Genomic DNA, 19,853 nt, shown 5'->3' with positions numbered 1-19,853 from the left:
CCCCTCGCCGGATCAAAACAGGATCACGTTGCGTTTGGCCGCGCCGCCATTGGTATCGGCAATGGCCTCGTTGATCTGTGGCAGGGACCACCGCCCCGAGACCAGCTCGTCAAGCTTGAGCCGTCCCTGCTCGTACAGATCTGCAAGCCACGGGATATCCCGTGCGATCACGACGTCCCCCATCTTGGAGCCGATGAAGCTTTGACCCATGAAGGCCGGGATCACCGGTTCGTATTCGGCCATCGCCCCGGATGCCGGCATGCCGACCATCACGATCCGCCCGCCCCATCCAAGGTATCGCGGCGCGTCATTATAGGCCGGAATGGCGCCAACCGACACTGCCACAATCTCTGCGCCCTTGCCGCCGAGCGCTTTCATCGCCGCTTTCCAAGGCGCTTTCCCGGTGGCCAGCACGCCGTGGGTCGCGCCGAAGTCGCGCGCCATCTCCAGCTTTTCCTGGCTCATGTCCACGGCCACGATACGCCGCGCGCCCGCGATCCGCGCGCCCTGGATCGCGTTGAGCCCGACGCCGCCTGCACCGATCACGACAACGTCCTCTCCCGCGCGCAGGGCGCCCGCGTTCACCACCGCGCCCACGCCGGTGATCACGCCGCAGGCCAGCAGGGCAACGGCCTCGGGGGGCATGGATTCGGGCAGGATCACGATCTGGCTCTGGTCCACCACAACCCTTTCGGCAAAGGCGCCGCAATTCATCGCCGCCTTGACCGGGCTGCCATCGGCGCGGGCAAAGACCGGCTCGGTCTCGCCGCCGCCGGTGCAGAGCGTCGGGTTGCCCGCGCCGCAATTGGCGCAGCGTCCGCAGGCCTTGATGAGGGTGACCACGACGCGCGCGCCCTCTGTCACGCCGCTCACACCGGGGCCGACCGCCGTGATCCGGCCGGCCGCTTCGTGACCAAGGACCATCGGCAAATCGCCGCCCCAGATCCCTTCCGCATAGGAAATGTCGGAATGACAGATCGCCACGGCCTCCAGCGTCACTTCCACCTCCCCTGCGCCGGGCGGGCGGATCGTGAGTGTTTCGATTTCCAGCGGGCGTCCGAAGCCGGTGCAGACAGCGGCTTTAACTTGCGTCATGGTCTCTCCCCCACGCGTTTGCGCTTGTTTTCGGCCACCCTGCGCGGGCTGTCGTCTCGGCGCAAGCCGGAATGCGACGTCTCAGGCGGACACCCGCGACCCGCTCCGCAGCATGAAGAGGAACAGCGCCAACACCATCAATCCCATGGACAAAAGGAAAGGCGCCCCCGGGAAATAGACCGCCGCATCGGATCGGGTGAACGCGGCAAAGACCGTTGTCATCATCAGTGGCGACAGGATCATCGCGATCGCGTTGGTCGATGTCAGAACGCCTTGCAATTCGCCCTGCCGTGACGGGCCGACCGCGCGGGACATCATCCCTTGCAGGGCCGGGGTGATGACCGCTCCAAGCGCCGCCAGCGGGGTCAGGATCAGCGCCAGCGCGCCGGAGGTCACAAAGGCAATCGCGGCAAAGGCGACAATATCGAAGATCAGCCCGTAGAGAACCGTGCCGCGTTCGCCCAGCTTGCGCAGGAACAGACGGATCAGACCACCTTGCACAACCGCCATCATGACGCCGAACAGGCCAAGCGACAGCCCGATCATGCCCGGGGACCACTCAAAACGCGCCTGCCCGAAATAGGCCCAGACGGCGGGGTAGACCATGAAGGCCAGTTGATAGAGGAAAAAGATCGTCAGGAGCGGACCAATCCCGGGCAGATTTGCCACCGCTTTGAGCGCCCGGAACGGATTGGCCCGCCGCAGCTCGAACGGTCGGCGGATGCGGTCCGTCACGGTTTCACGCAGAACGATATAGCCAAAAAGCGCATTGGCCGCCGAAAGGCCGGCCGCGGCCCAGAACGGAGCGCGCGTGCCATATTCGGCAAGCAGCCCCCCGATCAGGGGCCCCAGCACGAACCCCATGCCAAAGGCCGCGCCGATCAGCCCGAAGCCCTGGGCTTTCTTGCCCGGTTCGGACAGGTCGGCCATGTAGGCGGACGCCGTTGCATTGGTGGCAGCCGTGATCCCGCCAACCACGCGCCCGACAAACAGCAGCCAGATTGAGCCAGCAAGCGCCATCACAACGTAATCGCCGGCCATGACGATCAGCGAGACCAGCAACACGGGACGGCGCCCGAAGCGATCTGAGAGATTGCCAAGCAAGGGTCCGAACAGGAATTGCATCACCGCGAAAATGGTCGAGAGCAACCCGCCCCAAAGGGCCGCATTCGCCAAAGTCCCGCCGGTCACTTCCGTGATGAGATCCGGCATGACCGGGACGATCAGGCCGATGCCCATCGCATCAAGCATAACGGTAATGAGGATGAAGATGACGGGCAGCGGCATGCGTCACTCGGTGTTTGAGATGGGCCGGTCTGACCTGTCAACTTGACGTTACAGTGATTTGGTCTCGCGATGCATCCCCAAAAGAGCGGTACAGCACGTCGCTTTCTGGTGTCGGACCGCCTTCAACTTGTGTGTCGCGTGTGCCTTGCGTGCATGTGCCGAGCCTGTTTTTCAGCGCAGCAGCGAATCCACCTGTGCGGCCAAGCCCCCTGGATCGGCAAAAAACGGGGAATGGCCCGTTTGCATGATCCGGATGGCGTCCGGCTCCAGCGTTGCGGCCATGTCGCGCTGAAGCGCGAAAGGTATCGCGCCGTCCTTGCTGCACAGGATCGCCGTCTTGGGCACGCGCTCCCAGCCTGGACCGGGCTCAAACGCGGTCTCCATCGGCGCCAGCGCCTGATCGGTCAGACGCGGCAGCGCGTAGTCCAGCGTGCCCGGTGGGCAATCGCGATAGAACACCGTTTCAGCCATCTCCGGATCGAAATGCATGGACAGCCCGTCCGGATTGCGCCGGATGGCGGGCAGCAGCGGTTGCTCCGCGACCAGCTTGCGCATCTGAGCCAAAGACATTCCGACCCGAGGAATGTAGGCGCAGAGATAAATCAACCCCGTGATCCGTTCCGGCGCGCGGGAAGCGGCCACGGAGATCGGGAAACCTGCCATGGAATGACCCAGCACGACCGAGGGCGCGTCGATCGCATCGAGGATGGCATCGGCATAGCAATCGAGCGTGACCTCGGCGACCGGCGTCGGATCCGCTCCATGGGACGGCAGGTCGATGGCGCGGACGTCATGTCCCAGCCCGCGCAGGGCGGGGAGCAGGTCGCGCCAACACCAGGCGCCATGGGACGCCCCATGAACAAGGAGGAGCCGCGCCACGGGCTCAGCAATGCCCCTGTGCGTGCAGAAACGCCGTCACGATCCGCGCGTATTCCTCCGGCTTCTCGACGCAGGGCAAGTGGCCCGCTCCACGGATGAGCGCGAATTGCGATCCCGGGATGAGGTCGACGGTCTCGCGCACCAGATCGGGGGGCGTGGAGCCATCTTCCGAGCCCGCGATGCCCAGTGCCGGCAGGCGCAGCGCCGCGGTCGAGGCATAGAAATCCGTGCCAGCAATGGCCGATCCGCAGCCCATCCAGCCCTCGGCTGGTGTGCGCAGAAAAAGGGTCCGCCAGGCATGGAAATCTTCGGTGTCGCGGAAGCTGGAGGAAAACCATCGCTCCATGGTCGCGTCCGCGACCGAGGCCAGTCCACCGTCGCGCACGGATGCGATGCGGCCTTCCCACATCTCACGGGTGCCGATCTTGGCGCCGGTGTTCGAGAGCACTGCCGCGCGCACAAGGTCGAGCCTTTTTGCCGCAAGCCCCTGTGCAATCATGCCGCCAATGGACAGACCGATGAACACCGCGTCGCGAAACCCGGTCAGATCCATCAAGCGTTCCGCATCATGCACAAGCGCGCCCATCGAATAGGGGCCATCTGGTGTGTCCGACAAACCATGCCCGCGCTTGTCATAGCGCAGGATCCGCAGGCCTCCCGGCAGATGCGGAAGGATCGGGTCCCACAACCGCATGTCCGTGCCCAGAGAGTTGGCGAAAACGACCGGGGGACCGTTGTCCGGACCATCGATCCGGTAATGCAGTCGCAACCCGTCCAGATTGGCAATTGGCATAGCACACCCTCCCTCACTATTGGGCCATTGGTTGGCCCTTGTGTAGCGCGCAGTGCGCGGGGACGACAGGGGGTGATGTGTCTGGCGGCATCTGTTTGGCCACGGATGGGTCGATAGACCGGCCCGGCAACAGTGCCGGGCGGGTCAGGTCGGTCTTTGTGGCGCGCCCGGTGACCCTGCGCGCGCCTCTGCGCGGATGTCAGGCGATCTCGACCAGCTCGATGGCAAAGGTCAGGTCCTTGCCGGCAAGCGGGTGGTTTGCATCAAGCGTGACCTCGCTTTCGGTCACCTCGGTCACGGTCACCGGCATCACCTGCCCGGTGGGCGTTTGCACCTGAAGCTGCCCGCCGACTTCGAGCGGAATGTCTGCCGGGATTTCCGCGCGCGGCACGGCCTGCACCGCTTGCGGGTTGGATTGGCCATAGGCTTCATCGGCGGGCACGGCGACGGTTTTCTTGTCGCCCACAGCCATACCGGGAATCGCCTTGTCGAGGCCCGGTATGATCTGGCCGGAACCCACTTCGAATTCGAGCGGATCGCGCCCGGACGAGCTGTCAAAGGTGCTGCCGTCCTGCAAGGTGCCGGTGTAGTGAATGCGCACGGTATCGCCGGTTTTGGCCTGCGTCATAAGGGTCTCCTGATTGTCGGGAAAGGATTGCGGAGCCCGTGCCTGGTCAGGGGCATCCGAATGGATGGCAATACTCTACAGAGGCGATCCGGGAATTGCAAAGCGAGTTCCGAATTCTGTTGAAAAGGGCTGTTTTTGCCGGAGATTTCGGCATTTGCCTACAGAATGCGCAAGGCTGGTGACTTCGGTGGCAATCCCGTTGCCCCAGGCCCTCTCTTGCTGGCGCTGCAGCGAGACGTTCCGCAACGCCACGGGTTCTGTCAGCCGGGCGCGGAAGTGTCGCGCATCCAGAAACCCCGCTTTTTCGGAGACCGTCAAACGCGGCATGGGGGTCGTGACACCGGCAAAGCGCACAATCACCGCTCAACGATCCGGGACGTGGGGCGGCGGCGCAATTCATTACCGAGTTCAACCCGGCGACCTGAGACGCGAACGGCCAGTGTTTCCGTCGTGCGGCACACCGCCAGACCCTCTCCACGGGACAGCGGCCAACGGTTCGCGCTCAGGACCCACCCGGCGCACAGGGACCACACGTGCCGATCCGGCCCTTTGCCCGGTGCCCCCTTTGCCAAGCCGCGCCGTTTGCGCAGGGCGCGACCCGAAATCGACGCCAAACGGGTCGCGACACCGATAGAGGCGTTTCGCGATCCCGAGATCCCCACAACCGGACCGTGCGCCATCCAAAGGGCGGCATCCGGAGAGCGTGCGTCAATTGGTATGCGGTGCGGGCGTCATCAACCCTACGGCGGCGCCCGTCGGGTCAGTGACCAGGGCAATAAGCCCGGTGTTCGGCACCTCAAACGGCGGGCGGATAACCTGTCCTCCTGCGGCGACGGTCGCCTCGGTTGCAGCCTCGACGTCATCCACTGCAAGATAGGTGAACCAATGCGGAGGCATGTCTTTTGTGCCGGGAAGCCCGGCCATATCCATGATGCCCGCTGTGGGCGCGCCATCGTTGGAACAGACCCAATAGGTCGTGCCATCACCCATTGGCATCGCATCCACCGTCCAGCCGCAGGTGTCCTTGTAGTAGGCGATCGCGGCGTCCACATCGCGGGTCATCAACTCGGACCACCATACCTTGCCATGCGTCTTTTCCATGTGTCCCTCCTGCGCTCGGGGTGCCATTCCGTGTTGCGCCGGACGGGATCGCATCGGACCGGGTGCCGGCACAGCACGCTCAGAATAGCACAGGAATGGCCTTTAGTGTTGATCCTTTGCGTGCAACGGTGGCGCAGACCAGTCATCCACGGAGGGATCATGTCCATCAAAACCTGTATTTTCGATGCCTATGGAACGCTCTTTGACGTGGCCGCCGCCGCGCGTGTGGCAGCGGAAGAGCCGGGCCGCGACACGCTCCGCGCGCTCTGGCCATCGCTCGCTGAAGACTGGCGCCGCAAGCAGCTCGAATACAGCTGGCTGCGCGCCGTCACGGGTGATTACGTCCCGTTCTGGCAGGTCACGAAGGACGGGCTTGACTGGGCGATGGAAAATGCAGGCCTGGACGATCCTGAACTCCGCGAGCGTCTTCTGGCGCTCTACTGGGAGCTTCCGGCCTATAAGGAAGTGCCTTTCGTGCTGGCACGGCTCAAGGCCAAGGGGCTGCACTGCGCAATCTTGTCCAATGGCAGCAAGGACATGCTCGATGGTGCCGTGGACAGCGCCGGGATTGGCCAGACACTCGATGCGGTCTTGTCCGTCGAGGATGTGGGTGTGTTCAAGCCTGCCCGCGCGGTCTACGACATGGTCGAAGCGCGGTTTGGCACCGATCCCTCCGAGGTCTTGTTTGTCTCGTCCAACGGCTGGGATGCGGCAGGCGCGTCTGCATACGGGTTCGATACGGTATGGGTGAACCGGGCCAAGGCGCCGCAGGACAGGCTCATGGCGGCACCCGCGCGGGTTGCGGCGGACCTGTCGGGCATACCGGAGATGCTCGACGCCTGAAGGCGCGCGCGGCGCGGCGGTCGGGCGTGGCCGAGCGGCAAGGCTCCGCGACCGGCCTTCGGAGGGCATTGCTCCGCTGGAGCCGGTTGCGTATGCCTGCATCCAAACCCCGGGAAAGGCGCGCTTGTGCCGGATGCCCGCGGTGCGCGGCGGCTTGTAAATCGGGCCGCGATCGCGCGCGCGGCGCTTCTGCCGCTGCCGCGTAGACCCCGCTTTCAGGACAAGGACATGCACCATGCCCCGTTTCAACGCCTCAGACGGTCTTTCCCTGCACTACACGGACGAAGGCACCGGCTTGCCGCTGCTCTGCCTTGCGGGGCTGACCCGCGACGGACGCGACTTCGACTATGTCGCACCGCATCTTGACGGGGTGCGCATGATCCGGCTCGACTATCGCGGGCGCGGACAGTCGGACTGGGCCCCGCATGCCACCTACAGCATTCCGGTCGAAGGGCGTGACGCGCTCGAACTGCTCGATCATCTGGGGATCGAAAAGGCCGCGATCCTCGGCACATCGCGCGGCGGTGTGATCGCGATGGTGCTGGCCGCCACGGCCAAGGATCGGCTTCTCGGCGTAGCGCTCAACGATATCGGGCCGGACATCGCGGCGGAGGGGCTTGAATTCATCAAGAGCTATCTTGGCCGCACCCCGCCCTGGCAGACGCTGGACGAGGCGCAGGCGGCCCTTGCGGCCGGCATGGTCCGTTTTGCCAATGTGCCCGACAGCCGCTGGCGCGAAGAGGTCGAACGCCACCTGCGCGTGACCGAAGAGGGTCTGGCGCTGACCTACGATCCGAAACTGCGCGACGCGGTTCTCGAAGGGGACGGGGCGAATCTTGCGCCCGATCTCTGGCCGTTTTTCGACGCGCTTGCGGGCCTGCCGCTCTGCGCCATTCGCGGTGCGAACTCGGACCTCCTGTCCGCCGAAACCTTCGACGCCATGCGCACCCGTCGCCCCGACATGATCGCGGCAAACGTTCCGGATCGGGGCCATATTCCGTTTCTCGACGAACCGGAATCGATTGACGCCTTGAACCGCTGGCTTGCGATGCTGCGATGAGTGCGCCGCAGGCCGGGCCGGACTTGTGCGCAACACTTCTGCATATGGAGCGGCGGGTCTGGGCGGCGCTGGTGGCCGGGGATGCACAGGCGGATGCCGCCCTGTTGTCGGATCGGTTCCTCGGGGTCTACGGGGACGGGTTCACGGCCAAGGCCGATCACGTCGCCCAGCTTGCCAGCGGCCCGTCGATCGCATTTTTCGAACTCGATGCCGCGCGCGCCATGGACTTGGGAGAGCGCGTCGCGCTGCTCAGTTATCGCGCGCGTTTTCGGCGTGCAGCGACAGGCGCGGAAGAGGAGAGTATGTATGTTTCCTCGATCTGGCAACGGGACCACGATGGGTGGGTCAATCTCTTCAGCCAGGACACGCCGATCCAGCCCGAGGCATGACGCACAGGGCGCGGCGCATCGCCGCTTTCAAGAGATGCCACTCCGCCCGCGCTCACCGGGCCAGAACCGGGGCGCGATGGATCGTGTCCGGGTCTTCCAGCGCATTGAGCACGTAATCGGCCACATCGGCGCGGCTTATCATGCCCATGCGCCAGGTTTCGGGCTCCATCATCACGCGGTAGCTGCGGCTGGCCTTGTTGTTCGTGAGCACCGTCGGCCGGACAATGGTCCAGTCGAGCGCGGACGCCATGATACGCTTTTCCTGACGCGTCTTGTCCTTGTAGGGCTTCGAAAAGACGATGCGATGCCCGATCCGTTCGGGTTTGGACAGCGCCCGCGCGCTTTCGCCAGCGCCGATGCCGGTCACGGCGATCAATCGCCTGGGGCCAAGGTCTTCCATCAGGGGAACAAGAGCATTCGTCGCATCGGAGAACAGCGTCACCTCCTTCCAGAGCATCTGCATGCTCTCGCGAATGCCAAGCGTCATCACCACCGCGTCGGTCCCGTCCAGAGCCGCGCGCAGGTCGGCGCTTTGCGTGGCGTCCCCCACGACCGGTTCGAGACCCTCCCGTGGGTCCATGCTGTCGGCGGATCGGGCAAAGGCCCTTACACTGTGACCGCGCTCCAGCGCTTCCGCGACGACCGCCTTGCCGATGCCCTTGCTGGCACCGATAACCAGTATCTTCATAGTGAACCCCGTCCTGCGAACCGTGTGCATAAAACCGCCTGCCGTTTGTGCCGAACAGGGCGGCTCTTCCCATGCCGCCCCTTAACCATAGCTTGACCCCCGGTCCCGGACAGGCCAATTTCGCGCCGAGCAGAGCTTTGAGGCCAAGATGCCCGCCAACCCAGCCCCTTTTGCCCCGTTTGAGTGGATGATTGCCTGGCGCTATTTGCGCGCGAAGCGCGCCGAGGGCGGCGTGTCGGTGATGACGTGGATCAGCCTCATCGGCATCACGCTGGCGGTGTTTGCGCTGATCGCGACACTGTCCGTGCGCGCTGGTTTCCGCGCGGAATTCGTGGACACGATCCTTGGCGCCAATGCCCATGTCACCGTTTATCACGTTAGTCGCGTCAACGAGGCGGGCCAGACCGTGCGGACCATCCCCGATTACGAAGCGATGGCCGCAAGGGTGCGCTCGGTGGACGGGGTGACGCGGGTTGCGCCGCTGGTGAAGGGCCAGGTGATGGCAACGGCGCGCGGGTATAACGCGGGCGTCGAGGTGTTTGGCATTGCGCCTCAGGACGTGCTGGAGATCCCGCGCATCGCCGATCCGGAGACCGGGATCGGCGATCTGGGTCGCCTGTCCGAAGGCATCGCGCTCGGCTCGGGAGTGGCCCGGGAGCTTGGGGTCGGCCTCGGCGATCAGGTCAAGCTGATCTCTCCGGACGGGGTGCGCACCGCTTTCGGCGTCAGCCCGCGCGTGAAGTCGTATGAGGTCGTGCACATCTTTACAGCCGGGCGTTACGACATCGACCGGACGCGGGCCTACATGCCGTTCGAGGAAGCGCAGCTTTACTTCAACCGGGATGGCGTCGCCGATGAATTGGAAGTCATGGTCGAAAATCCCGAAGCCATTGACGGGCTGACCGCAGGTGTCGCGCAGGCGGCCGGGGCCGGAGCGCTTGTCTGGACGTGGAAGGACAGCTCCAGCGGCTTCCTGCGCGCGCTTGATATCGAGGATAACGTGATGTTCGTGATCCTGTCGGTGCTCGTGCTGATCGCGGCGATGAACATCGTCTCCGGGTTGATCATGCTGGTCAAGAACAAGGGCCGCGATATCGGCATCCTGCGGACCATGGGCCTGACAGAGGGCTCGGTGCTGCGGGTGTTCTTCATCTGCGGCGCGTTCACCGGCATCATCGGCACGGTGATGGGGGTCATTCTCGGATGTATTTTTGCGATCTGGATCGACCCGATCTTTGCGACCGTCAATTACCTGTCGGGCGGCGGAGTCTGGGATCCGTCGATCCGCGGAATCTATGCGTTGCCGGCAAAGCTGCAAATGGGCGACGTGCTGGCGGCGGTCGGCTTGTCGCTGGGGCTCAGCTTCATCGTGACGATCTTTCCGGCCAGACGCGCGGCGCGGCTCAACCCGGTCGAGGCGCTGCGCTATGAATGAGCCGGTGCTGTCCCTCAAGGGTCTTGAAAAGGTCTACAATCGCGGCAAGCCCGGGGAGATCCACGTGTTGCGCGGTGTCGATCTGGATGTGAAGCCGGGCGAGGTGGTGGCTCTTGTGGCGCCTTCCGGTGCGGGTAAATCCACGCTGCTGCACATGGCCGGGCTGCTCGACACGCCGGATGCCGGCACCGTCACCATCGCCGGAGAGGCGATGCAGGGGCTGTCGGATCGCAAGCGCACGGCGGTCCGGCGCGACAAGGTGGGGTTTGTCTACCAGTTCCATCACCTGCTGCCGGAATTCACCGCGCTAGAGAATATCGTGCTGCCGCAACGGGCGGCGGGCGTTTCGGTGCGCGCGGCCGAAGCGCGGGGGATGCAGCTGCTCGCCTCGGTCGGCGTGGCCGAGCGGGCCGACCATCGCCCCGGCGCCCTTTCCGGCGGTGAGCAACAGCGGGTCGCCTTCTGTCGGGCGATGGCCAATGAGCCGCGCCTGCTGCTTGCGGATGAGCCCACCGGCAACCTTGATCCCGAGACCTCCGATCGCGTGTTCGAGACGTTGATGCGGCTTGTGCGTGACACGGGACTGGCGGCGCTGATTGCCACCCATAACCTTGACCTGGCCGCGCGCATGGACCGCCGCGTGCGGCTGGATGCCGGCGTGCTCTCTGCGGTTGCCTGACACAAAGGATGCACCGATGCCGACACTACCCATAGCCGAGATCGAACAGCTTTCCGAACAGGCGCTCGTGGCGCATGGCGCGCGTGCCGACGTGGCCGCGGAGATGGCCCGCGCGATTGCCTGGGCGGAGGCGCGCGGCAACCGCATTTGCGGGCTCTACTATCTCGAAAGCTATTGTCAGCAATTGGTCAGCGGGCGGGTCAAGGGCCACGCCACCCCGGTCATCGACAGGCCCCGCCCGGCGGAGATGATCGTGGATGCACAGCATGGGTTCGCGCAATCGGCCTTGCGCGCGGCACTGCCCGATGCGGTGGCGGCGGTGCGCGAAACCGGGACGCTGAGCCTTGCAATCCATCATGCCCACACCTGCACTGCGCTGGGCTATTTCACCGAGAGCTTCGCGCGCGAAGGTGTGCTGGCGTTGGGCTTGACCAATGCCTCGCCCATCGTCGCAGCACCCGGTGGCAAGATCCGGCAGATCGGCACCAACCCCATCGCCTTCGCCGTGCCGGACGGGCAGGGTGGTGTGTCGATGATGTTCGACCAATCCACCACCACCGTCGCGCTGGGACGGATCACCATGGCCAAGGCCGCAGGTGAGACGATCCCGGAAGGATGGGCGATTGACGCCGATGGCGCGCCAACCACCGACCCCGAAGCGGCGCTGGGTGGGTCGCTCACGTCGGCGGGCGGTTACAAGGGCTGGGGCTTTGGCCTCATGGCCGAAATCCTCGCAGCGTGCCTCGGCGGCGGCGTCCTGAGCCGCGAGGTCAAGCCACTCAAGGCGCCGGAGGGTGCGCCGCATGATCTTGGGCAGTTCTTCGTCTTGATCCATCCGGACAATGCGGCTTTCTACGACCGTATGGCGCAGCTTGCCGCATACATCGCGGAGGACGCGGGAGTGCGGATGCCGGGGCAGGGTAAGACGCCCGCCGACCACGCCGAGGTTCCGGAGGCGTTGCGCGATCAGCTGGTCCGGCTCGCGCAGGGCTGACAGAGACCGCAGACGATGGGCGCGGCTTGTGGATGGCGGCTTGTGGATGGCGGTGTTCGGGCCAGAAGGACAGGGTGCTCAACAGGCGACCACGCACAACCGACCCCACGCACAATCGACCCCATGCGCAATCGGCGACCACGCTCGACGGCTTCACGCACAACCGACGACCACGCTCGACGGTTTCACGCACAACCGACGACCACGCTCGACGGCCGCACCCACAAAACGGCGACCGTGCGCAACCGGCTTCCGGGCACAACCAGAGCCCACGCCCAACCGCTCACGCAACCGCTCACGCGAACGTTGCTTGGAACCCTTCCGCACCCGGCTATCCTCAGATGCCGACGCTGTGACATGGGAGACCCTGCAATGATCAGACGCGTTCTTCTGGCCGTGAGCCTGTCCCTTGCCGGGGCGTCGATTTCCCTGCCTGCTTCCGCCGAGGCGGTGCCGTTCGACAACGCATGGAAGAAGCAGGGCTTCTCCCTGTTTTCTTCGAACCGCTACAGCTATGGCGGAACCGTGATGGGCGTATCCTCTGACGGGTCTGTCTCGCTGACTTATCGCAGCCTGCCGCAAAGCGCGTGGGACGCGCGGAGCGCCCGCTGGAGCTGGGCGGTCGCGCAGGGCGTGCGCCCGACCGACCTGACCCGCAAGGGAGGTGACGATCGCAATCTTGCGCTCTATTTCGTGTTCCTCCCCGAAACGCAGGTCAGTCAGGCCAGCCGAAGCATCACGCGCCTGCTGCGCAATGATGAGGTGCGCGTGCTGGCCTATGTCTGGGGTGGGAACCATGCGCGCGGGTCTGTCCTTCCAAGTCCCTATATGGGGTCAAGGGGCAAGACGATCGTGCTGCGCGGCGCCGGAGAGGGGCGCGCCGAAGAGCGGGTTGATCTTGCGGCGGACTTTGCCCGGGCCTTTGGGGGCACACCCGGGGCTTTGGTCGGCGTGGCGGTATCCGCGGACAGCGATGACACCGACGGGATGATCCGGGCGGAACTGCGCGGTTTGCGCGTCGAGTAACCTGCCGGCTGGCGGGCCGTGCCGGTGGTGCGCTCAGGCGCGTTGCGTGATCCAGACACCCAACGCCATCACGGCGATGCCGGTGCTGCGTGTGAGCGACAAGGGGCTGACCCGCGCGCCGAACAAACCGAAATGATCGATGGCCGCGGCTGAAATCAACTGTCCGAGCAGGACAAAGAACACCGCGTTGCCAACGCCAAAGCGTGGTGCGACCATGGTGATGGAGATGACGTAGAACGCCACCAGAAGTCCTGCGAGAAACAGATGCTTGGGGGTGCCGGGGAGCCGGGCAAGCCCCGTCGCCCCGCTCAGCAGCCAGACCAGTCCTGCGGCGAGCAGCGCAACCGCGAACAGGATCATCGCCGCCGCAATGGGCGATCCGAGACGCACGCCCAGAGCGGCGTTGAGCGCGGCGAGCAGCGGGATTCCGATCCCGGCAAGCAGCATCACGAGAGCATAGTGGCTCATTCCGACCCTTTCCGTTAGTGGTGTCATCTTTGCGGGCTGCGGGCGGGCTTGTCATCGCCGAAATGCGTGTCGGGCCGAATTTGGGCTTGCGCGGTCGCGCGGGTCTTGCGACCAAAGGATTGCAGCAAACCATAATCAAAGACAGGCATAGGGGGCATCACATGGCGCGCAAGAGGACAGCAATGGTGGCGGGTGTGCTGGTTGGCACGGTTTTCCTTGCCGGCTGCAACGAGATGGCGGGCGAGGACACGGCCGCGATGCCGACCGTTGGTCAGGGCATGGTCTTGTATCAGAACAATTGCGCGATGTGTCATGGCGAAACCGGGATCGGCGACGGACCGATGGCGCGCGCCATGACCCGGGCACCGGCGAACCTCACGCTGATCAGCCTGCGCAACAACGAGACTTTCCCGCGGGCGCGGGTCATGTCAACGATCGATGGGTATGCGCGCTCCGACATGGACACGCCCGGAATGCCGGAATTCGGAGACCTTCTCGACAGTCCGCTGGTGCCGTTTGATTCCGGCGACGGGATCCAGACACCGACGCCACGCAAGCTGGTGGCGATCCTCGAATATATCGAATCGATCCAGAAAACCCGCTGATCCGCAGCGCGTCGGACAGCGGGCTGCGCGCGTCCGCTTCGGTGCGGCTCCGTATACCTCGGCGACTGGAAATCACGCCCCGAAACCCCGGGATGACGGCCCGCTTACCCGGCCTCGCGCGGCATGATCGGGACGCCGATCTTATGCGCCTCAGGCACCCACCGCCTTGCGGACCATCGACCAATAGACTTCCTGCACCTCCGCGACCGAGAGGCGGCCACCGCTGCGATACCATGTGGTCACTCCGGTGAGCATCGCGATCACCGCAAAACTGGCCACGCGCGTGTCGGCCACGTCAAAAACACCGGTCTCGCGCCCCTCGCGCAGGATCGTTTCGAGCGTGTCCTCGTAGCGGCGCCGCAATGCTTCGATGGTGGAAAAATTCTCGGGGTCTAGATTGCGCAGCTCCATGTAGGAGATGAAAACCGCATCAGGCCGGTCGAGATGAAAGGCGATATGAAAACGCACGAAGGTTTCTAGCCGGTCGAGCGCGCTGTTGCCCTCGATCGCCGCGTCCAGCGCCTCCAGAAGCTCGTCCATGTGGCCTTTGAGCAAGCTGAACAACAGCGCCTGTTTGTCGGGCGTGTAGTTGTAGAGCGCGCCCACCTGTAGCCCGACATCGCGCGCAATCTGGCGCATCGAAACGGCGGCGAAACCGTGGCTTGCAAACAGCCGCAAAGCGGCCTCGCGGATCCGTGGGCCGGTGATTTCCGAGTGACTGCCTTGCGTGCGTGCCATGGCTCAAGCGTATCTGAACGGTTGTTCAAATCAAGGGCTGCGCTTGCCGTTTGCAGCGGCTTGCGGCAAGACAGAGGCATGACGCGCAATCCTTGCCCCACCCTGACGGCTTTTTGCTTCCTGATCGCCGGCGCGCTGTCCGGATGCACGCAGTTTCCCGAACTGGATGCACGCCAGACGCCGGGCGTTGCAACCGCGCCCTATCCGGCGTTGGTTCCGCTCGACGGGCTTCTCGACGCTCCTGCGCCGGTGGCGGATGTGGCGATGGTGGCACAGATCGAAAACCGGGTGTCGGGGCTTCGGGGGCGCGCGTCACGGCTCGCCAACACCGCGGTTGGCCCGGCGAGCGGCACCGCCGGTCGGGTGGCAGAGCTGCGCGCCCGGGCCGCACAGCTGCGCACACAGTAACCGTCGGGGCGCCGGCACGCCGTCCGGTGTGCCACGCTTGTCAAACCGAATGACTGCCTCACAAGGAAACCGGCCATGATCCCGATAGACCCCGACCGCTTTCTGCAAGATCTTGACCGTCTGCGCGCATTTGGCGCTGCCGGTGTCGGTCGCGGCGTTGTGCGCCCGGCCTATAGTGCGGCCGACATTGCCGCGCGGGACTGGCTGGTCGAGCAGATCCGGGACTCCGGGCTGACGCCGCATGTGGACCCGATGGGATCGGTGTTCGGGCTGGCCGATGCGCCGGTCTCGCTGTTGATCGGGTCCCATTCGGACAGCCAGCCAGAAGGCGGGTGGCTCGATGGGGCGTTGGGTGTGATCGCCGGGCTCGAGATCGCCCGCGCCGCGCGAACCAGCGGTGGCCCGCCGGTCTCGGTCGTGTCGTTCCAGGACGAAGAGGGCCGGTTTGGCGTGACCACGGGCAGCGCGGCATGGGTCGGGGATCTTGACCGTTCGACGCTGGACGGGTTGACCGATCCCGCTGGCGTGACGCTTGGCGATGCCCGCGCCGCATTGGGAGAGCGGTGTGGCGCATGGCTAGACCCGGCACGCTTTTCCGGCTTTCTCGAAATGCATATCGAACAGGGGCCGGTGCTTGACCGGGCGCGGGAGGCGGCCGGGGTGGTGACGGCCATCGTCGGGATCCGCGACTGCGTGATCACCTTCTCCGGTGCCCAGAACCATGCGGGCACCACACCCATGGCCGAACGGCGTGATGCGTTCCAAGCGCTTAGCGCCTTCAACACGGCCCTCAATGCCCGGCTGTCCAACATCGTCACACCTGCGACGGTGTGGACAATCGGCCATGTCGCCGTGCACCCAGGGGCGCATTCCATAGTGCCGGGACGGGCACAGTTTTCCATGCAATGGCGCGATGCAGAGCTGTCGCGGCTCGACGCGATGGAGGCGGTCATCCGCGATGTGGCGGACGGGGTTGCCCGATCCGGTGGTTTTGGTCTCGAGATCGGGCCGGTCTTTTCGGTCGCACCCGTGGCCATGGATGCCGGCTTGCGGCGCGCTCTGTGCGACGCGGCAGAGACGGAACAGCCCGGACGCTGGCGCGACATGCCGTCCGGCGCGTTGCACGATGCGTCCAACCTGTCCGGGGCGATGCCGTCTGCGATGCTCTTCGTGCCGTCCATCGACGGCATCAGCCACGATTTTGCCGAACATACGGAGCCGGAGGATCTGGTGGCAGGTCTGCGGATCCTGGCGCGGGCAGCAGACCAAATCGCACGGGGCGGATGAGCCGCGGTTTGCGGGCCTTGGCTGTCACCGCACGTCAACCCAAATGCAGGGACGGAGCCACGGGCTTGCCGGAAAGCCCTTGACCGGGACTGGTCGCAGCCAGGGGTTTGCTTCGCAAATTCACCCCGTTGCGGCCGTCTGTCAGAGCGGCGCCCTCAGCTGGCGCTTTGCCGCTCCACATAGGCGCGCAGCTCTTCGGCCTCGTGACGCGCTTCGCGCAGACCTTCCATGGCGGCGCCAAGCTCGGCCTCGGTCTGGGCCAGCTGGTTGGTCAGTTCCGCTTCACGCTGTTGCAGATAGGTGATCGCCTGATCGCGGGTTTCTTCCGCCTCATGCAACTCCTGGCTCATCTTTTCGAGCTGGTTGAGGTCGGACTGGCTGATGCGCGAGAACCGGTGCAGCACCCAATGTGCGAACCATCCAAGCGCGAACGCGACAAACAGGATGATCGCCGTTGTGATGATGAATTCGGTTCTGTTCATTCGCTTGTCTCTTCGTCCGCATCTCCCGCGGTATCTTCCGACTCGCCGTCTTGTGCAACCGTTTCCAGCGCGGCTTCGTTATCAACCGCGTCGCCTTCGGCCTCCGCGAGCGCTTCGAGCGTGGTTTGTTCCTCCGCGATCGGCTCCGGGCGCAAGAGCTTGAATTCGATCCGGCGGTTGGCTTCGCGGCCGTCTTCCGTGCCGTTATCGGCAATCGGGTTGGCCTCTCCATAGCCCTGAACAGAATAGGCCCGCACCGGGACCAGCCGTGCGCGCAGCGCATCGAGGACGGATTGCGCGCGACTCTGGCTCAGGCGCTGGTTGCCGCTCTCGCTGCCCTGGCTGTCGGTATGTCCCCCGATCTCGAGCGGGATATCTCCGCATTTCTTGAGCAGGTCTGCCAGTTCGTCGAGAATATCCTCTGCGGAATTGTCGAGCGCGGCCGACCCCGGCTCGAAGGTGATTTTGCGATCGCCGATGATCTGAACGATCTGGGCCTCGCATTCCTCGGGGGTGGGCAGCCCGAGGCTGGCGTCGAACTGCTCTACATATTCGACACTGATGTCGAGCGTGCTGTCTGCGCCCAGCTTTTCGGTGAAGAGCGCTGCGATGGCGTCTTGCGCGTCCTTTCGGCCGGTTCTGCCGCGAACCGTGACGGAATCCGGTGTGACGGTCACCGCACCGTTGGCGAGCATGGACAGCGCCTCCAGGCCGGCAAGGGTCCGAACCGACCAATCGGCGGGGAGTTTGTCGCTCAGGCGGGTCGCGGTATAAACCGATTCAGAGCCAAAGGCCGCCCGCGCAAAGCTGTCGGCGGTCTGCTTGGCAACCTCGGATTCGATCCGGCCGCGGATCTGGACCGCGCCTTCGGGGCTGAGCGTCGCGCTGAAATCGGGCGGACCTTCGGCGTTGGCATCAGGCGGTTCCGGCAGGACCGCGTTCAGCGCAAAGACCGGCGGCAAGGCCGCCCCGAGGTCGCTGACAGTGGTTTCGAACAGCGCTTCGACCGTGCCTTCGAGCGCCACGAGCTCGATATCGGCATTGGTGATCGCCAATGACCCCCCGCCAAGCTGTGTCAACGCTCCGACCGATTGCGCCACCGCTTCGCCCCAGCGGCGCGACGGCACCCCGAGACCCAATGTGCAGGAAATCTTGCCTTCCATCCCGGCATTGGCAAGCGCGGCAAAGATGCGGTCGCGTGCCTCTTCTGAATCCGCAGAGCAGGTGTCGAGACGCGGTCCGTCCTCATCGTAGCGCATCCGGAAGGCAAAGGGCGAGATGACCGGGCGCGGGCTCGACAACTCAAGCCCGAGGCGCACATTTTCAGGTGCGCGGCGCGCCAGCGCGACCTCAAGCCGTCTGCGCTCCTCTTCCGATTCGGTGGTTGCCCGGATCATCACGCGATCCGCATTCACCGAGATCTTGGACCGCGGCAGGTCTTCGAGCGCACGCATGGCAAAATGGACCGAATCGTCCCAAGTGTCGGGCGCCGGGAAATCGGCGGTTTCGAGCAGGTCTGAGACCGCGCCCTCCTCGCCTGCAAGGGCCTGCAACTGCCGCTGGAGCGATGCGCGGTCGGTGGAAGCGGGCACAAGCCCGATCACCGAAAGCCCGGACTTGTTGCGCAGGATCTCGAGCGAAAACGCCGGCGCGACGATGGCTTCCGTCTCCTCGACCAGCATCTGGTCAATGACACGCGCCGCATCAACCACGGTGCCGGCGGTCGAAAGCGCCTGAAACCGACTGGCCTCATCCGGCGCCGTGCCGATCAGAAACACTTGCAAACCATTCACGTCGACCTCGGCCCAGGTCAGCTCCGCGCGATCCAGCGCATTGAGCACCCCGCTCTTGGAAGCGGCTTCGACCATGTTGGCCGAAAAGTGAGCCGTGACAAACGAAAGCGCGCCGGCTGAGCCGAAAACGCCGGCAATAATGGCGAGTGATGACAAACGCATGATGGTGGCAGTCTCCTTTGGACTGTGCGGAGATAGTCGGGCCGGGACCGGTGCGCAATCAAGCGAAAAGTGCAGCGGCGAAAAACAGCACAGGGATCAGGCCGGCGTCGCGGTTCGAGCGGAACAGGCTCAGAAGCCGGTCGGTGTTGTCGATATCGAGGCGCCGCAGCTGCCACATCATGTGCCAGCCCATGGCCCAGGGCCCGCACAGCATCAGAACCATCGCAAGGATTTCGCCATCAGGGGCAGCCGCGACGATTGCGATTCCCATGAGCGCCACGGTGGCCACGAGGAACCGCGCCAGCCATTTCGGACTGTCGGTGCCAAACAGTCGCGCCGTCGATTTCACGCCAATCAACGCGTCGTCCTCGGCGTCCTGGTGCGCGTAGATGGTGTCATAGAAGAGCGTCCAGGCGATCCCGGCGAAAAACAACACGATCGCCGGGGACTCCAGCTGTCCGGTATGGGCCGTCCAGGCCAGCAATGCTCCCCAGTTGAAAGCGATGCCCAGAAAGACCTGTGGCCACCAGGTGAACCGCTTGGCAAACGGATAGACCGCCACCGGCACAAGCGACAGAACGCCGAGTGCAATCGCGGCAGGGGGCAGGGTCAGAAGAATCAGGAACGCCACCAGCGATTGTGCGATTGCCCATGCGAGCGCGCCGCGCACGGTGACCTGTCCGGACGGGATCGGCCGGAGTGCGGTGCGCGCGACGGAGCCGTCGATATCGCGGTCGGTGATGTCGTTCCACGTGCAGCCCGCGCCACGCATCAGGATTGCGCCGATGGCGCATCCCACGAAGATCCACAGGTCGAACCAGCGCGCCTGACCGTCATGCACCATGGCCAGCAGAAGACCCCACCAGCACGGGAGGAGCAGAAGCCATGTGCCAATCGGCCGGTCCAGCCGCGACAGCCGGGCATAGGGACGGGCCCATGCCGGTGCGCGGGTGTCGACCCAGTTGCCCGATTTTGCGTCCACCACCGCGCGATCTTCGGCTTGCGCACGGTCA

Annotated in this window: 22 protein-coding genes; 10 read left to right on the top strand and 12 right to left on the bottom strand. The window is 64.8% G+C overall.

What is annotated here, in order from left to right; translation table 11 throughout:
- Nucleotides 1–12: 12 nt before the first annotated feature.
- The 6 genes from J1C49_RS17735 to J1C49_RS17710 all read right to left on the bottom strand — a co-directional run bounded on the left by J1C49_RS17735 (nt 13) and on the right by J1C49_RS17710 (nt 5,783).
- Complete coding sequence (locus J1C49_RS17735) at nt 13–1,095, bottom strand: alcohol dehydrogenase catalytic domain-containing protein (protein ID WP_227447176.1); 1,083 nt, start codon at nt 1,093–1,095, stop codon at nt 13–15.
- Between the two features lie 81 nt (nt 1,096–1,176).
- Nucleotides 1,177–2,382: a TCR/Tet family MFS transporter gene (locus tag J1C49_RS17730; RefSeq protein WP_227447175.1), complete on the bottom strand. Its 1,206-nt coding sequence runs from the start codon at nt 2,380–2,382 to the stop codon at nt 1,177–1,179.
- A 171-nt stretch (nt 2,383–2,553) separates the two neighbouring features.
- Nucleotides 2,554–3,261, bottom strand: a complete 708-nt coding sequence (locus tag J1C49_RS17725) for an alpha/beta fold hydrolase (RefSeq protein ID WP_227447174.1) — start codon at nt 3,259–3,261, stop codon at nt 2,554–2,556.
- 4 nt (nt 3,262–3,265) lie between these two features.
- On the bottom strand, nt 3,266–4,054 hold the full coding sequence (pcaD, locus tag J1C49_RS17720) for a 3-oxoadipate enol-lactonase (RefSeq protein WP_227447173.1): 789 nt from the start codon (nt 4,052–4,054) through the stop codon (nt 3,266–3,268).
- Between the two features lie 199 nt (nt 4,055–4,253).
- Nucleotides 4,254–4,682, bottom strand: coding sequence for a peptidylprolyl isomerase (locus tag J1C49_RS17715; protein ID WP_227447172.1), 429 nt, complete (start codon nt 4,680–4,682; stop codon nt 4,254–4,256).
- Nucleotides 4,683–5,390: 708 nt separating this feature from the next.
- Nucleotides 5,391–5,783: a VOC family protein gene (locus J1C49_RS17710; protein WP_227447171.1), complete on the bottom strand. Its 393-nt coding sequence runs from the start codon at nt 5,781–5,783 to the stop codon at nt 5,391–5,393.
- Between the two features lie 159 nt (nt 5,784–5,942).
- On the opposite strand from J1C49_RS17710, the gene J1C49_RS17705 reads away from it, so the two are divergent.
- From J1C49_RS17705 to J1C49_RS17695, 3 genes are all read left to right on the top strand, one after another.
- On the top strand, nt 5,943–6,626 hold the full coding sequence (locus J1C49_RS17705) for a haloacid dehalogenase type II (protein WP_227447170.1): 684 nt from the start codon (nt 5,943–5,945) through the stop codon (nt 6,624–6,626).
- Between the two features lie 235 nt (nt 6,627–6,861).
- Entirely contained in the window at nt 6,862–7,686 is an 825-nt protein-coding gene (locus J1C49_RS17700) for an alpha/beta fold hydrolase (RefSeq protein WP_227447169.1), read from the top strand.
- Nucleotides 7,683–8,075 carry a nuclear transport factor 2 family protein gene (locus J1C49_RS17695; protein WP_227447168.1) on the top strand — a complete coding sequence of 131 codons (393 nt, stop codon included), beginning with the start codon at nt 7,683–7,685 and terminating at the stop codon, nt 8,073–8,075. Before J1C49_RS17700 ends, J1C49_RS17695 begins: the two co-directional genes overlap by 4 nt.
- A gap of 52 nt (nt 8,076–8,127) precedes the next feature.
- Here J1C49_RS17695 and J1C49_RS17690 read toward each other — a convergent pair whose 3' ends face one another.
- On the bottom strand, nt 8,128–8,763 hold the full coding sequence (locus tag J1C49_RS17690; protein ID WP_227447167.1) for an NAD(P)-dependent oxidoreductase: 636 nt from the start codon (nt 8,761–8,763) through the stop codon (nt 8,128–8,130).
- A 148-nt stretch (nt 8,764–8,911) separates the two neighbouring features.
- On the opposite strand from J1C49_RS17690, the gene J1C49_RS17685 reads away from it, so the two are divergent.
- The 4 genes from J1C49_RS17685 (at nt 8,912) to J1C49_RS17670 (ending at nt 12,897) form a co-directional block, all read left to right on the top strand.
- A complete protein-coding gene (locus J1C49_RS17685; protein ID WP_227447166.1) occupies nt 8,912–10,198 on the top strand; it encodes a lipoprotein-releasing ABC transporter permease subunit in 1,287 nt (428 codons plus the stop codon).
- On the top strand, nt 10,191–10,877 hold the full coding sequence (locus tag J1C49_RS17680; RefSeq protein WP_227447165.1) for an ABC transporter ATP-binding protein: 687 nt from the start codon (nt 10,191–10,193) through the stop codon (nt 10,875–10,877). Before J1C49_RS17685 ends, J1C49_RS17680 begins: the two co-directional genes overlap by 8 nt.
- Before the next feature lie 16 nt (nt 10,878–10,893).
- Nucleotides 10,894–11,871 (top strand): Ldh family oxidoreductase, encoded by a 978-nt coding sequence (locus J1C49_RS17675; RefSeq protein ID WP_227447164.1) that lies wholly within the window; start codon nt 10,894–10,896, stop codon nt 11,869–11,871.
- A 372-nt stretch (nt 11,872–12,243) separates the two neighbouring features.
- Entirely contained in the window at nt 12,244–12,897 is a 654-nt protein-coding gene (locus tag J1C49_RS17670) for a DUF3047 domain-containing protein (protein ID WP_255670777.1), read from the top strand.
- 33 nt (nt 12,898–12,930) lie between these two features.
- Here J1C49_RS17670 and J1C49_RS17665 read toward each other — a convergent pair whose 3' ends face one another.
- Nucleotides 12,931–13,365 (bottom strand): DMT family transporter, encoded by a 435-nt coding sequence (locus tag J1C49_RS17665; protein ID WP_227447163.1) that lies wholly within the window; start codon nt 13,363–13,365, stop codon nt 12,931–12,933.
- 161 nt (nt 13,366–13,526) lie between these two features.
- On the opposite strand from J1C49_RS17665, the gene J1C49_RS17660 reads away from it, so the two are divergent.
- Nucleotides 13,527–13,970 carry a cytochrome c gene (locus J1C49_RS17660; protein WP_227447162.1) on the top strand — a complete coding sequence of 148 codons (444 nt, stop codon included), beginning with the start codon at nt 13,527–13,529 and terminating at the stop codon, nt 13,968–13,970.
- A 150-nt stretch (nt 13,971–14,120) separates the two neighbouring features.
- Here the strand turns inward: J1C49_RS17660 and J1C49_RS17655 are convergent, their stop codons facing one another.
- Nucleotides 14,121–14,708 (bottom strand): TetR/AcrR family transcriptional regulator, encoded by a 588-nt coding sequence (locus tag J1C49_RS17655; RefSeq protein WP_227447161.1) that lies wholly within the window; start codon nt 14,706–14,708, stop codon nt 14,121–14,123.
- 78 nt (nt 14,709–14,786) lie between these two features.
- Here J1C49_RS17655 and J1C49_RS17650 point away from each other — a divergent pair, with 78 nt between their 5' ends.
- Both J1C49_RS17650 and J1C49_RS17645 read left to right on the top strand, forming a co-directional pair.
- Nucleotides 14,787–15,116 carry a hypothetical protein gene (locus J1C49_RS17650; protein ID WP_227447160.1) on the top strand — a complete coding sequence of 110 codons (330 nt, stop codon included), beginning with the start codon at nt 14,787–14,789 and terminating at the stop codon, nt 15,114–15,116.
- Between the two features lie 75 nt (nt 15,117–15,191).
- The gene (locus tag J1C49_RS17645) at nt 15,192–16,403 is read left to right on the top strand and encodes a hydantoinase/carbamoylase family amidase (protein WP_227447159.1); all 1,212 of its coding nucleotides are present in this window, start codon (nt 15,192–15,194) and stop codon (nt 16,401–16,403) included.
- 155 nt (nt 16,404–16,558) lie between these two features.
- On the opposite strand, the gene J1C49_RS17640 is transcribed toward J1C49_RS17645, so the two are convergent.
- The 3 genes from J1C49_RS17640 to ubiA are packed head-to-tail and all read right to left on the bottom strand — an operon-like array spanning nt 16,559 to nt 19,825.
- Nucleotides 16,559–16,885, bottom strand: coding sequence for a hypothetical protein (locus J1C49_RS17640; RefSeq protein ID WP_227447158.1), 327 nt, complete (start codon nt 16,883–16,885; stop codon nt 16,559–16,561).
- A complete protein-coding gene (locus tag J1C49_RS17635; RefSeq protein ID WP_227447157.1) occupies nt 16,882–18,840 on the bottom strand; it encodes an OmpA family protein in 1,959 nt (652 codons plus the stop codon). The genes J1C49_RS17640 and J1C49_RS17635 overlap by 4 nt, the downstream gene beginning before the upstream one ends.
- Nucleotides 18,841–18,898: 58 nt before the next feature.
- Complete coding sequence (gene ubiA / locus J1C49_RS17630; protein ID WP_227447192.1) at nt 18,899–19,825, bottom strand: 4-hydroxybenzoate octaprenyltransferase; 927 nt, start codon at nt 19,823–19,825, stop codon at nt 18,899–18,901.
- Nucleotides 19,826–19,853 lie beyond the last annotated feature (28 nt).

The sequence above is a fragment of the Cognatishimia sp. F0-27 genome, from assembly GCF_020667845.1.
Lineage (GTDB): Bacteria > Pseudomonadota > Alphaproteobacteria > Rhodobacterales > Rhodobacteraceae > JAFMPQ01.
This window is presented reverse-complemented; position numbering and strand designations above follow the sequence as displayed.